The sequence below is a fragment of the Paenibacillus sp. EKM301P genome, from assembly GCF_011800295.1.
Taxonomy (GTDB): Bacteria; Bacillota; Bacilli; order Paenibacillales; family Paenibacillaceae; genus Paenibacillus; species Paenibacillus polymyxa.
The window spans coordinates 492,284-508,613 of record NZ_JAALFM010000001.1 but is presented as its reverse complement, the minus strand read 5'-3'; the positions used below and the strand labels follow the sequence as shown (position 1 = coordinate 508,613).

Below are 16,330 nucleotides of genomic sequence, written 5' to 3'. Positions count from 1 at the left end.
ATGAAGGACTTTTTTCAAACTATTCTGGGTGAGGTAAAAAGCGGACGGATGCAGAAAGAGGAGGCTCTCCTCAGAATACGCCAAATTCAAGCTCAAATGGCTTCAGATGGAACTCTGCACAGCAGAGCAGGGAACACGGAGGGGGCTCTGGCGGATACAGGAGTCCTTATGCTTGAGCCTTCATGGAAAGAGCAAGCTGCGCTCCAAAAAGCGACTCTTCATGAATGTAGCCAGCATCTGGTGGTGCTTTGTGAACTTGATCATATCTCAGAGCGAAGTATTGAAGCGCTCATGAAAGGAACCCGATGCATCAAGCTCCATGCCGGTTTGACCGGCATGGATGAACGCTTTCAGCGCTATGCCCTTCAACTGCTTGCAGAAGTGCAAATGCTCCTCAAAGAGAACTTGAGGGGCAGCGTGTTGGTACAGATTGCTGCTTCTTCACAAACCGGGCAGCAGCTCTTTGCTGGGCTTTTGGGATTGCTGCAAACAGCCGAAAAAGAAAATCCAAAAATCGTAGGGCAATTTGTTGAATTGGAAGCTACAGGTTTGGAAGAGATCGTTGAGAAATTGAAAGAGAACAGTCAATACCCCAAAGACAAAAGGATACGGTATGAGAACGGTAAACGTCTGATTCTCAGCTGGAATGAAATGAAAGCCCCTGAAACTCCGGGAAGAGTGCCCTGGAAGGATCAGGGGATTTATTTGATTACGGGCGGTGCAGGAGGTTTAGGGCTTGTTTTGGCGAGAGATATCGCCCGGCGAGTCCGAGAAGCTACGCTAGTCCTTGTAGGACGTTCCATGCTTGATGAAGGCAAGCAGGTCATACTGGAGGAGTTGAAGGCGCTGGGAGCCCGCGTAGAGTACAAACGAGCGGATGTATCCCGAAAGGAAGAGGTCTCGCAACTGCTCCTAAAGATCCGAGAGGAGCACGGGGGGCTTGATGGCATCCTCCATAGCGCAGGGGTGATACAGGATCGTTTTATGATTCATAAGACACAGGAAGAGTTCAAGGAAGTAATGGCGCCCAAAGTAGCCGGGGTGGTCAACTTGGATCAGGCGACGAAGGAGCTAGATCTTGATTTCTTCATTTTCTTCTCTTCCATCGCAGGGATTATGGGCAATCCTGGTCAGGCCGACTATGCCGCAGCAAATGCGTTTATGGATGCCTATGCCTTTTATCGAAACAGCCTCGTCTCTTGCAAGGAGCGCAAAGGGCAGACGCTGTCTGTCAATTGGCCTCTCTGGAAGGATGGAGGCATGCATGCGGATGCTGAAACGGAGAGGGTTTGGCAAAGTATTGGCATGGTGGCCATGCAAACTTCAAACGGCGTTAAGGCTTTATATGATAGCCTGGCCTCTGGCCAGAAGCAGGTGCTGGTGATAGAGGGGGATTTGTCCAGATTGCGGAAGCATCTATTGGAGCCTCAGCCACAGGAGAACGTGTACGTTGAAGAGACAGCTTCTTCACCAATAAATCCTGAGCTGCTTCTGGAAAAAACCTTGCACCAGCTTAAAGTGTTGTTTGGAGAAGTGACTAAGCTGAGCGTTGAAAAGATTGATGTCAGTGAGCCTTTGGAGAGCTACGGCATAGACTCCATCATGATTACAAGGCTCAATCAAAAGCTTCAGGGAGTTTTTGGTGAAATCTCGATGACCCTGTTTTTTGAATATCAGACGTTGGAAGCGGTAGCGAAATATTTTATTGCTGACTACTATGAGGAATGCGTACGGTGGACAGGACTTGGCAGACGGCTGGAGCCGGAAGAAAACTTCGTCCCTGCATCCTTGCATGTTAATAGCGAATTATCATTGCCGACTCTGCCAAAGGAAGAAAACCAACGTATCAGCAGCGCAGCTATAGACACAGGCAGTGCGAAACACGAGCAAATAGCCATTATTGGCATGAGCGGACGATTTCCACAAGCAAAAAATATGGAAGAATACTGGAGCAATTTACAACAGGGCAAAGATTGTATTACAGAGGTCCCTGCGGATCGCTGGAAGAGAGAAGGATTTTACTCTCCTGACATCAAGGAAGCTGTGGAGAAGGGCAAAAGCTATAGCAAATCTGGAGGATTTGTGGAGGATTTTGCAGATTTTGATCCTCTTTTCTTCAATATATCGCCCCGGGAAGCGATGAGTATGGACCCTCAGGAACGGATATTCCTGGAAGAATGCTGGAAGGCCTTCGAGGATGCTGGATATAGCAGAGATCAGCTTGCAGTGCAATACAATGGGCGAATCGGCGTCTTTGCAGGCATTACCGCAACAGGCTTCAATTTATACGGGCCCAAGCTGTGGGAGCAAGGCAAACCGATCTTTCCTCGCACATCCTTCAGTTCGGTAGCCAATCGAATATCGTATCTCTTAAATTTGAAGGGGCCGAGCTTTTCGGTCGATACCATGTGCTCTTCGTCATTAACTGCAATCCATGAGGCTTGTGAGCATATTCATAACGGAGAATGCGAGATTGCCATTGCAGGTGGAGTCAACTTATATCTTCATCCTTCCAACTATGTTTTTCTAAGCACAATGCGAATGCTATCGCCAGAGGGACGTTGCAAGAGTTTTGGCGAAGGGGGGGATGGATTTGTCCCTGGTGAAGGTGCGGGCGTTGTGCTGCTCAAACCTTTATCTCGGGCCATTGCTGACAAGGATCATATTTATGCGGTTATTCGCGCAACTAGTATCAATCATGGTGGAAAAACGAACGGATATACCGTTCCTAATCCGGTAGCACAAGGAGAATTGATCCGAGAGGCTTTGGATAAAGCAGGCGTCAATGCTCGAACAGTCAGTTATATTGAAGCCCACGGAACAGGGACAGAGCTTGGTGATCCTATTGAAATTACCGGACTTACCCAGGCTTTCAAGAAGGATACACAGGATACAGGGTTCTGTGCGATTGGCTCGGTAAAATCAAATATAGGCCATTTGGAGGCGGCCGCAGGGATTGCGGGTGTCGCTAAAATTATACTGCAAATGAAAAACCAGAAAATTGCCCCAAGTCTGCATGCCAAAGTATTGAATCCCAATATAAATTTTGCCAAGACGCCATTTGCAGTTCAGCAGGGACTTGCTGAATGGAAACGTCCGATTCTGGAGGAAAACGGCGAGCAACGGGAATACCCGAGAATTGCAGGAATATCTTCCTTCGGAGCCGGAGGATCTAATGCCCATATCGTTCTTGAAGAATACATTCCAGCAGAACAGGCTGCCTCTACTCCGCAAAGGCCAGTTGTCATCGTATTGTCGGCCAAAAGTAATGAAGCATTGAAAGAGCAGGCTGTTCAATTGACTGCTGCAATGGATAAAAATGACTTCTCGGATAATGACCTGATAAATGTGGCTTACACCTTGCAGATAGGGCGTGAGGCGATGGAAGAGCGCCTTGCTGTGGTCGTTCAGTCAGTGGAGGAACTTAGAAACAAGCTGCAGGAATTTATTGGGGGAAGGCAGAATATTGTACAGCTTTATCGGGGACAGGCTAAACGAGATAAGGAGAGTTTAGATGTCGTTAAGCAGGAAGAAGCGCTGGATGAATCCTCTGATGCCTGGAATCTAGCAGAGAAATACGGCAGGCTTTCGGAATTGTGGGTCAAGGGTGTGCACATTGACTGGAACAGACTTTACAGTGATGTCCAGCCTTTCCGCATCAGTTTGCCCACGTATCCCTTTGCTAGGGAACGCTACTGGATATCAGTAGATGAAGAAAAGCCCGCTGGCGTCACTCCGGCATATCTGCACCCCTTACTGCATCACAATACCTCCGTTCTTTCTGAGCAAAGATTCAGCTCAATCTTCAACGGTCAGGAGTTTTATCTGAATAACTCCGTCGTTGATGGAAGACTTGTCCTGTCGGATGGAGCATGTCTTGAAATGGCGCGGGCAGCGGTTGAACAATCGTTAACAGTTCAGGAGAAGGGTCAGGCAGGCATCACACTCACAGACATGGTATGGACACATGCTCCTGTCATAGGAGATCAGCCGGAAATACATATAGGACTCTTTCCGGGAGATCAAGGTGGAATTGGCTTCAAAATTTACAGCACACGAACCGAAGCAGGAGATCCTGTCTTACACAGCGAGGGAAGTGCCGAGCTGGAGGCTTTAAATAGAACGGAAACATTAGATATTCAGGCTTTGCAGATGGAGTGCATTGATCATATTTTACCTAGGGGAGACGATGAAGCACTGCGCACGACTGGAGCCAACTACAATTCGGAATTCCAGTCCGCTGAGCAAGTTTATATAGGTCAGGGTTTGGTGTTGGCCAAGCTATCACTGCCTTCCGGTATTGCGAATACTGGGGGCCTATTTGTTATGCATCCCTTCATGACAAGTGCTGCCCTGCAATTGCCGTTATACCTGCTTTCGAATAATGAAAATGTTATGCAGTTCAATGGCATTGATTCTCGGGAAAAAATACTGCCGACTGCGATAGATAAGCTTCAAATATTTCAGGAATGTCCGAGCAAAATGTGGGCGTTAGTACGGCATGGAAGAGGAAATCAGATTAATCATAAGATGCACAAGTATGATATTGATTTGTGCGACGAGGCAGGCAGAATCTGTGTGCGCATAAAAGGGGTCTCCTATAAGGAAGCGGAGACTTGTGAGCAACCGCTCGGTGCAATGATGCTACAGCCATTCTGGAAAGAACAGGCGGCTAATAAGGAAACCATAGCAACCGACTACGAACGGCATGTGGTCATACTTTGTGAGACAGATGCCATAGCTGCAGTACATGTCGAGGCCTCCTTGACAGGCGTGGAATGCATCACCCTACAAGCCCGCATGGAAGAGGTCGACCGACGCTTTGAAACATATGCCGTTCAGGTTTTTGAGAAAATACAAGGCATCCTAATTGACAAGCCTAAAGGCAAAGTGCTGGTACAAATGGTAACGATGTCTGGAAATGAGAAACTACTTTTCTCCGGGCTGTGTGGCATACTCAAAACGGCTCATAAGGAAAATCCAAAGTTCTACGGGCAACTGATTGAAGTAGGGGAAACGGAAAAAAATGAAGGACTCATTGAAATATTAAGGTCGAGCAGTCAGCGTCCAGAGGACAGCCGCATCCGGTTTGTAGAAGGTAAACGTTGGATTCCTGCCTGGAACAAGGTTGAAATGCCAGCGACACCACAAATTCCATGGAAAGATCATGGGGTTTACCTGCTTACTGGAGGTGCCAAGGGCCTGGGTCTAATTTTTGCCAAAGAAATTGCGCGCCAGACCAGGGAAGCAACCTTGATTCTGACTGGGCGGTCCCTGCTGACCGAGGACAAGCTGGCCCAATTGGAAGAATTGAAGGCTTTGGGCGCCAAGGTGGAATACAGACAGGTGGATGTCACGCAGAAGGCAGCGGTGGTTGGCCTGATTGAGGACATCCAAATGGCATACGGCGGAATTAACGGCATTCTGCACAGTGCTGGAATCATTAAAGATAACTATATTATCAAAAAGACGAGCGCAGAATTCAGGGAAGTTCTGGCACCGAAGGTGGCCGGACTAGCCAATTTGGATCAGGCCAGTAAGGACATGCCCCTAGATTTCTTTATTCTTTTCTCATCAGCTGCCGGAGTGGGCGGAAATGCGGGTCAGTCTGACTATGCCACCGCGAATGCGTTCATGGATGCCTATGCTTGGTATCGTAATACTTTGGTATCCTCCTGGGAGCGTATGGGCAAAACGCTGTCGATCAATTGGCCGTTATGGAAAGACGGCGGAATGCGACCTGACCAGGAGACGGAAAAAGCTTTGCAGAATGTAGGCATGTATGCGATGAGGACAGAGACTGGTATTCGTGCGTTGTATCAAAGTATAGCCTGCATATCGAATCAAGCGATGGTGGTAGAAGGAGACATTGAGCTGATCAGCAGAATGATGATTATAGAAGGACAGCTTGAAGACAGCGGAGAAGCAGCCCGAGATCAGAGACTCGGATCAGAAGACAACATCGCTCCTTTCTCAGAAAATAAGACAGTGTCTGTTCAAGATGAACATCTGCTGCGTGAAAAGACGGCCCATTACTTGAAGACTTTGTTGTCTTCGTCAATCGAACTGCCTGCATATCGAATTGAAGAGGATGCGCCGTTGGAAAATTACGGGGTGGATTCTATCAAGTCCATGGAACTGACTGACCAGTTGGAGAAAACGTTCGATCAGGTGTCGAAGACGATATTTTTTGAATATCCGAATATCCGGAGCTTAACCGAGTATTTTCTAAAATCTCATCGAGACGAATTAATCGCTCTGTTTGGTCTGGAGCAGGCAGTAACTGTAGGTGTAAAAGCCACCACCGCTACGACAGCAATGGATACAGAACTTCGACCAGGAGAAGAACAGTTGCGTGATCAGGTGACAAGTTATCTAAAAGGCTTGCTTTCTTCGTCTACCGGACTGCCGGAACAGCGCATTGAAGAGGATAAAAACCTGGAGAACTATGGAGTTGACTCCATAAAGTCTATGGAAATAACCGATCAGCTGGAAGAAACGTTTGGATCGCTGTCCAGAACCTTACTGTTTGAATATCCGAATATCCGAAGCTTAACCGAATATTTTCTGGAATCTCACCGAGACGAATTAAGCACTTTGTTTGGTCTGGATCAGGTAGCGACTGTAAGTGCAATAGCTGACACGGCTTCCGTAGCCAATGAGACAAAATCCCTGGCTGGAGAAGAGCGGTTGCGTGATCAGATAACAGGTTATCTAAAGGGCTTACTTTCCTCATCCACTGGACTGCCGGAACAGCGCATTGAAGAGGATAAAAACTTAGAAAACTATGGGGTTGACTCCATAAAGTCTATGGAAATAACCGATCAGTTGGAAGAAACGTTTGGATCACTGTCCAGAACCTTACTGTTTGAATATCCGAATATCCAGAGTTTAACGGATTACTTCTTGGAATCTCATCGGGAGGAATTGAACGCTTTGTTTGGTGCTGAGCAAGAGCTAGTCGCGGCAGCCAGCACGAAATCCATGCGCATCGTAGAGCATGCAAAGGCGCCCTCTCCTTTATTTCGGCACTCACCTATTTCGTCAGTGCGAGTAGAGCCTAAGGAGGAGGCAAAAGAAACGAAGACAAAAATAGAAACAAAAACAGAAACAGGAGCGATGGACATTGCTGTCATCGGGATGTCTGGAAAATATCCTGGAGCGGAAAATATTCAAGAATTTTGGAGAAATCTCCAAGAGGGCAAGGACTGCATTACCGAAGTTCCCAAAGATCGCTGGGATCACGATCTTTACTTTGATAAAGAAAGAAATAAACCGGGAAAAACCTACTGCAAGTGGGGGGGCTTCCTAAACAGAATAAATCCGTTGGATTCTTCTTTCTTTCACCTCACTCCTTATGAGGTGAGTTTGATGGACCCTATGGAACAGCTTTTCCTGGAAATGATATGGAGCCTGCTGGAAAGTGCGGGATATACGCGAGAGATGCTACAGAAAAAACACCAATCCAAGGTTGGGGTCTACGTTGGTGCTACGTATCATAAATACTGCACCTGTGATACAAATACGGATGCCCCTCGGATCACATCCTTTGGTTCTGTTGCCGTCGCCAACCCCATGTCGCATTATTTCAATTTCCAGGGACCGAGCATATCCATTGATACGATGAGCTCTTCCTCTGCTGTGGCTGTCCATATGGCATGTGAAAGCCTGATCAGAGGTGAGTGTCAAATCGCAGTAGCTGGCGGTGGGAATCTGTTGACAAGCCCCAAAAAGTATATTGAATCCAGCCAGAACCAATTGATCGGAAGCCATGAAGAAAGTCGAAGCTTTGCGGATGGAGACGGATATCTTCCTGCTGAAGGTGTTGGGGCAGTTCTCTTAAAGCCGCTTCATAAGGCAGAGGAGGATGGAGACTGCATTTTAGCAGTCATAAAATCTACGGCCACTAATCATGGAGGACACAGTAACGGGTACACGGTCCCCAATCCCAATGCACAGGCACAACTAGTTGAAGAGAACTTTTTGAAAGCCGGCATTCACCCTCGGACAGTCAGCTATGTAGAGGCAGCAGCCAATGGATCTACATTAGGAGACCCGATTGAGCTAGTCGCCTTGAAAAAATCTTTCCAGAAATTTACGGATGAGCAGCACTTTTGTGCCATGGGTTCGGTTAAATCCAATATAGGCCATGCAGAAGCGGCCTCGGGGATATCGCAGCTTACCAAGGCCATATTGCAATTGTGGCATCGAAAGCTGGTTCCCACCATTAAAGCGGAAAAGCTGAATCCTAATCTTACGTTCAGCAATACTCCATTTTATTTGCAGCGGGAGCTTCAGGAATGGAAGCGGCCTGTAATAGAGCTGGAGGGAGAAGAGCGGGAATTTCCGCTACGGGCAACAGTAAGCTCCTTCGGTGCTGGGGGATCGAATGTTCATTTTATTCTGGAAGAATACATGCCTTCGCCAAAAGAAGCTGTCCAGTTGCAAGGGGCAGATCAGACAGAAGTAGTGATTCTCTCAGACATAAACTGGGAGCGACTAAATGCGCTTGCGAGTCAATTACTTGAATATGTAGAGCAGCAGCACGAGCTTTCCTTACATGATATTGCTTTCACCCTTCAGACAGGCCGTGAAGCGATGAAGTGCCGGGCGGCAATCGTAGCGAGCTCACGGGAGGAATTGCGAACTGGTCTTAGAGAGCTTATCGAGTCAGTCGGCCAGGGCAACGAGCCGGAGAGAGCATCTATTCCAGTATTTATCGGAGAAGGCGGAGAAGATTCAAATAAAAGTGCACTTCTGTCAGGAAAAGTAGGCGAGAAAGTTTCTCAAATACTTCTAGAGGAGAGAAATCTGGAAAATATTGCGATGTATTGGACCCAGGGAGGCAGGATTACGTGGGAGGCTCTCCATGAGGGACACACTGTTCGTAGAATTCCCTTACCGACCTCTCCTTTCTGAGCACACATTGGGGAACAAAACCCTGTCTAACGAAAAATACGAATATTCCGGAGGTAAACATGAGGGAGTTTAAAGATAAGGTAGCTGTGATTACGGGAGCTGCCAGCGGAATTGGCCGAGCTATTGCAGACCGATGTGTCAATGAAGGGATGAAGATTGTTCTGGCGGATATTGAGGAGGGGGCTCTTCTAAGGACTGAACGAGAATTGCAAGAAATGGGCGCAGCTACACTATCTGTTGTGACCGATATTTCCAAAGAAGCTGATATTCGTTTATTAGCGCAAAAAACAGTTCAGACCTTTGGTGCTGTGCATCTTTTGTTCAATAATGCAGGTGTGGATGCCGGCACAGGCCGCTTATTATGGGAGAATACTGTGGCAGATTGGCAGTGGGTAATTAACGTAAACATTTGGGGAATTCTGTTTGCTACCGAAATTTTTGTTCCTATTATGGTGAAACAAAAAACTCCATGCCATATTGTAAATACAGCATCGATTGCTGGTCTGCTGTCCGGTCCTGGAAATGGAATATACAGCGCGTCAAAGCATGCCGTTTTAAGCCTGTCTGAAACGCTATACCAAGAGCTAAGATTGATCGGTTCTAATGTGGGAGTGTCGGTTGTGTGTCCGGGATTCGTCCGTACTCAAATTATGGATGCAGAGCGAAACCGCCCGACAGAGCTGCGTAAGCCAGATGGGAGTGGAAATCTTCCGCCCGAAAGACAAGTCATTACCGAATTGGCTCGCAAGGCTGTCCAAAATGGCATACTTCCAGAGGATGTGGCCCATCAAATTTTTGAGGGCATCCGAAAAGGGCAGCTATATATCATCACAGAACCGAAATTCAAACCTGCAATCAGGCAGCATATGGAGAATGTCCTTAATGAAAGTAATCCTACGGCATCCCAAATGCAATTAGTGCGCAATTTGTTATGAACTGTGAATGATAGAGGAACTGCTTAGGCGAGTCTGATCAATACGTTGTGGGGGTTACTCGGATGGACAGATCAGTGGTTTTTATGTTTTCAGGTCAAGGTTCGCAATACTACGGCATGGGAAAGGAATTATATATGTCCAACCCGGTTTTCCGAACATGGATGACCAGGTTGGATGAGATTCATACGGATATTACAGGCAGGTCTGTATTAAAAACGCTGTACGATGACACGCGTCGCAGGGGAGAAGAGTTTGACACCCTGCTAGATACTCACCCTGCAATTTTCATGGTTGAATATGCGCTCACACAGGTGTTATTGGAAAAGGGAATTTATCCTGATTATGTTTTGGGCTCTAGCCTGGGTGAGTCTGTTTCTGTTGCTGTGGCTGACTGCATGAGCTATGAGGACACACTTCAATGCATTATCAAGCAAGCACAGCTGGTGGAGGCGTACTGTCCGAAAGGGGGCATGATGGCCGTCATTGGCGATTCCGGTCTGTATGACGAAGCGCCCGTATTGCATAACAACTCAGAACTGGCAGCCATCAACTTTGACTCGCATTTTGTTATTTCAGGCAGCTGCGAGGGTCTGACAGAGATTGAACATTATTTGAAAGCAAATGGAACGATCTATCAAAGGTTGCCAGTTCACTATGCTTTTCACGCTTCTTTAATGGATCCAATTGCATTGGAATATATGGCGTTCTTGAAGCTTAAGACCATAAGAAGCCCTAAAATAAATATGATTTCATCTATGTACGGCGGGAAGACGACATGGCTTGACAACCGTTTTCTTTGGGATGTTACTAGAAAGCCTATGCAATTTCAGAGCGCTCTAAAGTGTCTGGGAGACAGGGACGGGGTTGTCTATATTGATCTCGGTCCCTCGGGCACGCTTGCTAATTTTGTAAAGTATAATTTTGGCCCCAAGAAAAAGGCAAGCGTTTGTTCCATTCTCTCCCCTTTCCAACAGGACATAAAAAATTTGGATCGTCTGTTCGAAATATTTGCCTAATATGCATCCATTACTAACAAGGAGGAAATCAATGATTGCATATCTGTTCCCTGGACAAGGAGCTCAAGTAAAAGGTATGGGCGAAGGACTGTTTGATGAATTTCCAGAATTGGTTGCCAAAGCGGATGCAGTTCTTGGTTATTCTATCCAGAAGCTGTGCCTTGAAGACCCTGCCAACCAGCTCGGGCAAACGGATTTTACCCAGCCAGCCCTATTCGTCGTAAACGCTTTAAGCTATCTGAAAAAAATAAGAGAGACCGGAAGAAAACCCGATTATGTTGCAGGACATAGCTTGGGTGAATATAATGCTTTATTTGCCGCGGAAGCGTTTGATTTTGAAACCGGCTTGAAGCTGGTCCAAAAAAGAGGAGAGCTGATGGCTCGGGCTACTGGTGGCGGAATGGCGGCAGTTTTAGGCTTGAAAGAAGAAGTGTTTCGGGAAGTAATGGAGAAAAATAAATTAATAGAGCTCGATGTTGCCAACTATAATTCGCCCAGCCAGATTGTCATTTCAGGGCCAAAGGAACTGATTGAGCAGGCGAAACCGATTTTTGAAGATGCAGGAGCCCGAAATTATGTGGTTTTGAATGTAAGTGGAGCATTTCACTCCAGGTATATGGAAAATGCCAAACAGAAATTTGAGGCCTATGCGGCGCCATTTGAATTCTCGAACATCAAAATACCCGTTATTTCCAATGTCCATGCCAGACCCTACAAGCAGCAGGACTTAAGAAGCACGTTGATCAACCAGATTGTAAGCCCGGTCAAGTGGTCGGAGAGTATACGGTATCTGATGGGTAAAAGTGTAACCCAGTTTATCCAAATCGGGCCTGGAAATGTTGTGGCAGGATTGGTTAATGCCATACAACGAGAAGCCGAGCCATTGATCGTGACAGAGGTTGAAGACCGAAACGAACAGGTACAGAAGAGGATGTCGAAGGATACGTTGAGAAATGATGAATCGATATTCGAAAAGCGACTGGCTCCCAGAACAAAATCCGGTCATGACGTACTGGAATCCAGCAAACGATTTACGGCAGAGTCTCTTGGGCATAGCGAATTTAAACAAGATTACGGAATTAAGTATGCGTATCTTATAGGCTCTATGTACAAGGGAATCTCTTCAAAAGAGATGGTCGTAACAGCAGGAAAGGCAGGAATGATGGCATTTTTTGGAGCTGGGGGAGTGAAGATGGATGCTCTGGAGGAAACCATAAAGTATATTCAGAAGCAATTGAACCATGGCGAAGCCTATGGAATGAATCTGATTCATGTGCCGGACCACCCAGACATAGAAAATAACATCGTTGATTTGTACATAAAATACGGTGTTAGAAATATTGAAGCCTCTGCGTTTATGAGTATCACACCTTCTTTGGTTAGGTACAGGCTGAAGGGGCTGAGACGGAATGCACAGGGAAATGTTACGCCACAGAACAGAATTATTGCGAAAGTATCCAGGCCAGAGGTTGTTGAAGCCTTCCTGAGTCCTGCGCCTCAGAATATTATCAATAAGCTGCTGGCGGAAAATAGGATCAGCCGGGAAGAAGCGATGATGGGGATGGAAATTCCCATGGTAGATGATTTGTGCGTCGAGGCTGACTCAGGTGGGCATACTGACCATGCAGTTGCTTATGTATTGGTCCCGCTGATGCTTCAGATGAGGGATGAAGCGATTCGAAAGTATAAATACAATAAAAGTATAAGGGTAGGGGCAGCCGGGGGAATAGGGACTCCACAAGCTGCAGCGGCGGCGTTTATACTGGGTGCTGATTTTATCATGACGGGTTCAATCAATCAGTGCACAGTTGAAGCAGGGACGAGTGATGAAGTAAAAGATTTGCTTCAGCAGTTAAACATTCAGGATACGGACTACGCTCCAGCAGGGGATATGTTTGAAATGGGCGCAAAAGTTCAGGTTATGAAAAAAGGAGTGTTTTTCCCAGCCAGGGCGAATAAATTATATGACCTTTACCGTAATTATAATTCCATAGATGAAATTGATAGAGAAACAAAACACTATATTGAAGAAAAGTATTTTAAGAAGAGTATTGAACAAGTCTACGAAGATATTAAAGCTTATTATCCGCCTGAAATCATTGAAAAAGCTGAAAGAATCCCGAAACGGAAGATGGCCTTGATATTTAGATGGTACTTTACTTATTCTACTCGACTTGCCATTAATGGCGACAAAAACAACAGAGTCGATTATCAAGTACACTGCGGACCAGCCCTCGGCGCTTTTAATCAATGGGTTAAGGGGACAGATCTTGAGAATTGGAAGAATAGACATGTTGACGATATAGGACAAAAAATAATGGTTGAGACTGCAGAGCACCTGAATGAAAGATTTAAAGCTTTAACTGCTAGTCTTACAATCTAGTTGGATTCAAGCTAGGGCAAGAAGCTAATAATGAAGTGCAGTATGTTCTAACCGTATAAGCCCATGGCCGGATTCATGCAGAATAGAGTAGCAATATATGCAATCAGACCATGGGTTACATCATTGAAACCATGTAGATACTAGGGTAAAAGAAAGAGGGTGTTTCTGTGCATAGATATAGAACTCATAACTGTGGAGAATTGGATCAAACGCATGTCGGGGAAATCGTGAGAATTGCAGGTTGGATTAAAAATATGCGTAACCTTGGCGGGATTGTTTTTATTGACCTTAGGGATCATTATGGGGTTACGCAAATCGTTGTCTCTGATCCTAATGAGTTAAAAGATTTTGCATCCAAGATCAGCAGGGAATCAACCATCTCTGTCGTAGGAACTGTATGTCACAGGTCTGCAAGCACGATCAGTCCCCAAATGAAAACCGGATATATTGAAGTCGTTGCCAAGGAGATAGAAGTGTTAGGGAAGGTCATGAACCCATTGCCTTTTGAAGTATCTTCAGCACATGAAGCCCGGGAAGATTTAAGATTAAAGTATCGTTTCCTGGATCTGCGCAATGAAAATCTGCATGATAATATTGTACTTCGCTCTAAAGTCATTCAAAGTATCCGAAAAAAGATGATTGATTTGGATTTTTTGGAGATTCAGACACCGATTCTGACAAGTTCATCTCCAGAGGGCGCCAGAGACTATTTAGTTCCTAGTAGAGTGCATCCAGGTCAATTTTATGCCTTGCCTCAGGCACCTCAACAATTCAAACAACTATTAATGGTCTCCGGCTTTGATAAATATTTTCAAATTGCTCCGTGCTTTAGAGATGAGGATGCAAGAGCAGACAGATCACCCGGTGAGTTTTATCAGCTGGATATGGAAATGGCTTTTGCTACACAGGAAGATGTTTTTAATGTAGTTGAAAATATGCTGTATGAAGTTTTTTCTGAATTTACACATTTTAAAATTTCAAAGCCTTTTAGTAGAATTCCCTATCAAGAAGCCATGCTCAAATATGGGAGCGATAAACCTGATTTAAGAAATCCATTAATTATCCATGATGTTACAGAGCTTTTTATAGAGAGTGATTTTAAAGTGTTTAAAAATAAAACGATACGAGTTATTGCTACTCCTGGTTGTGAAGCACAGCCAAGAAGCTTTTACGACGATATCGTGAACTTTGCTATGGAGGCTGGAGCGAAAGGTCTCTCATGGATTAAGGTTAATGATGATATGTCTATCAGCGGCTCGATTGCAAAGTTTATACCGGAGAAGGTAAAAAACGAATTGATCGATGTAACGCAAGCTGGTCCGGGATATGCCCTGTTTTTTGCTGCCGATGAGCTTAAAAATGTCGAAAAAATAGCTGGCGCTGTCCGAAACCAATTAGGAAAAAGGCTGGATTTATTGGAAAAGGATACGTTTAAGTTTTGCTGGATTGTTGATTTCCCCATGTTTGAATTGGACCCTGATACTCATAAAATAGAGTTCAGCCATAACCCATTTTCGATGCCGCAAGGTGGCATGGATGCGCTGTTGAATATGAATCCTCTGGAGATCCTGGCGTACCAATATGATATTGTATGTAATGGAATTGAGCTGTCCTCGGGGGCTGTCCGTAACCACGATACAGAGATTATGGTAAAAGCCTTTGAGATCGCGGGTTATACATATGAAGAGATTAAGAGTAAATTTCCTGCACTCTTTAATGCTTTTCAATTTGGGCCACCCCCTCACGCAGGTATAGCACCTGGAATTGATAGGATTGTAATGATCCTTGCAAATGAATCGAATATTCGAGAGGTTATTGCTTTTCCAATGAACAGTAAAGCACAGGATGTATTAATGGGAGCCCCTTCAGAGGTTACTGACAAACAATTGAGAGATGTTCATATAAAATTGGCAAATGCCAAGCCACAAACAGAATGAACGGATTCAACAAGATACTGCAAGCAAAGCTGAATCCAGCACGCAATTAAATCCGATTGAGTGAGCTAAAAACTCTCCCTGCTAGAAGCAGAGGAGAGTTTTTTTATGTAGCTTAGATTGTTCAATTTAGGTTAGTAGCAACTGCTGCAACCTTTCTATCGTGAACCACGTCAAGAAGTTGTTAACGGCCAAGCGGCCTAATTCAACTACAAGGTGGAACTTAACATGAGCATGAGAAAAAGTGCAATCGCAGCCCTTACGACTATAGCTCTACTGTCCTTCTCGATTGGAGGTCATTTGTCTGCGGCAGACAGTCAATTCAAGGATTTGGGCCATGTAAATAGCAAAGAAAAAATCATATCCCTTAAAGAGCGGGGGTTACTTAAAGGTGCCTCTGACACGCAGTTTCTCCCCTCATCTAAAGTGACCGCTGCCCAAGGCATTCAGTTGATCTCGGGCGGACTTCAGCTTAGTTTGGCCGCCATTGATTTGAACCAGGCGCCGCAGGCGAGTGGACTGTTTACCCAGGTTAGGGATACCGCCTGGTACGCCGAAGCTTTTATTAACGCGTATTATAACGGTGTAGACATTCCAAAAGATATCAATCCTGCCAAAGCACTAACCAAAGAAGAGTTCACTCACATGTTGATTCAGGGCATGGAAAAAGCAGGTGCTCTTCCCATGATTAAAATCGCACCTGCAAATATTGCAGATGACAGCGAGCTGGAGCCTTCTTACCAAGGCAGCATTCAACGCTCGCTAGTGTACAAGGTCAATGTCCTGGATGGGAAAGGAAATTTCCATCCCAAAAGTGCGATTACACGTGCCGAAGCTGCTGTTATGTTATACAATGCATTGGAATACCTGAATGCTCATCCAAAATCGTAACCAATACAGCAATTAAGAGCTTTACTTCTGAGGAATTTAAGCATTCAGTTACTTGACATCAATACCGTGAATGCTATAATAAGGAAATCGAATTTAGACCCCGCGGTAGTTGACTATCGTAAGAATACTTTTCTGGTCCTTCGGCATAGAAACACAAGTAACGAATAAATAAGCTGGCTCCGGATGAGGGGTCAGCTTTATTTGTTTGTACAAAAGTTAACAGCTTTCACAGATTTACATATTGAGAGGAGA

Annotated in this window: 6 protein-coding genes; all 6 read left to right on the top strand. The window is 45.4% G+C overall.

The genetic code is table 11. From position 1 onward, the window contains the following. The 6 genes from HFD99_RS02460 (at nucleotide 1) to HFD99_RS02435 (ending at nucleotide 16,078) form a co-directional block, all read left to right on the top strand. Nucleotides 1-8,919 carry a hybrid non-ribosomal peptide synthetase/type I polyketide synthase gene (locus HFD99_RS02460; protein WP_167440794.1) on the top strand — a complete coding sequence of 2,973 codons (8,919 nt, stop codon included), beginning with the start codon at nucleotides 1-3 and terminating at the stop codon, nucleotides 8,917-8,919. A 59-nt stretch (nucleotides 8,920-8,978) separates the two neighbouring features. Then, nucleotides 8,979-9,854 (top strand): SDR family NAD(P)-dependent oxidoreductase, encoded by an 876-nt coding sequence (locus HFD99_RS02455; RefSeq protein ID WP_025365239.1) that lies wholly within the window; start codon nucleotides 8,979-8,981, stop codon nucleotides 9,852-9,854. A gap of 62 nt (nucleotides 9,855-9,916) precedes the next feature. Then, complete coding sequence (locus HFD99_RS02450) at nucleotides 9,917-10,870, top strand: acyltransferase domain-containing protein (RefSeq protein ID WP_025365238.1); 954 nt, start codon at nucleotides 9,917-9,919, stop codon at nucleotides 10,868-10,870. 31 nt (nucleotides 10,871-10,901) lie between these two features. Further along, on the top strand, nucleotides 10,902-13,253 hold the full coding sequence (gene fabD, locus HFD99_RS02445; RefSeq protein ID WP_025365237.1) for an ACP S-malonyltransferase: 2,352 nt from the start codon (nucleotides 10,902-10,904) through the stop codon (nucleotides 13,251-13,253). Between the two features lie 167 nt (nucleotides 13,254-13,420). Continuing rightward, entirely contained in the window at nucleotides 13,421-15,190 is a 1,770-nt protein-coding gene (gene aspS, locus HFD99_RS02440) for an aspartate--tRNA ligase (RefSeq protein WP_025365236.1), read from the top strand. A 225-nt stretch (nucleotides 15,191-15,415) separates the two neighbouring features. Continuing rightward, nucleotides 15,416-16,078: an S-layer homology domain-containing protein gene (locus tag HFD99_RS02435; protein WP_025365235.1), complete on the top strand. Its 663-nt coding sequence runs from the start codon at nucleotides 15,416-15,418 to the stop codon at nucleotides 16,076-16,078. Nucleotides 16,079-16,330: the final 252 nt, after the last annotated feature.

Excerpts from the sequence above, each read along its gene's own strand:
- HFD99_RS02460 (WP_167440794.1), top strand. The coding sequence starts at position 1 with ATGAAGGACTTTTTTCAAACTATTCTGGGTGAGGTAAAAAGCGGACGG.
- HFD99_RS02455 (WP_025365239.1), top strand. The coding sequence starts at position 8,979 with ATGAGGGAGTTTAAAGATAAGGTAGCTGTGATTACGGGAGCTGCCAGC.
- HFD99_RS02450 (WP_025365238.1), top strand. The coding sequence starts at position 9,917 with ATGGACAGATCAGTGGTTTTTATGTTTTCAGGTCAAGGTTCGCAATAC.
- fabD (WP_025365237.1), top strand. The coding sequence starts at position 10,902 with ATGATTGCATATCTGTTCCCTGGACAAGGAGCTCAAGTAAAAGGTATG.
- HFD99_RS02435 (WP_025365235.1), top strand. The coding sequence starts at position 15,416 with ATGAGCATGAGAAAAAGTGCAATCGCAGCCCTTACGACTATAGCTCTA.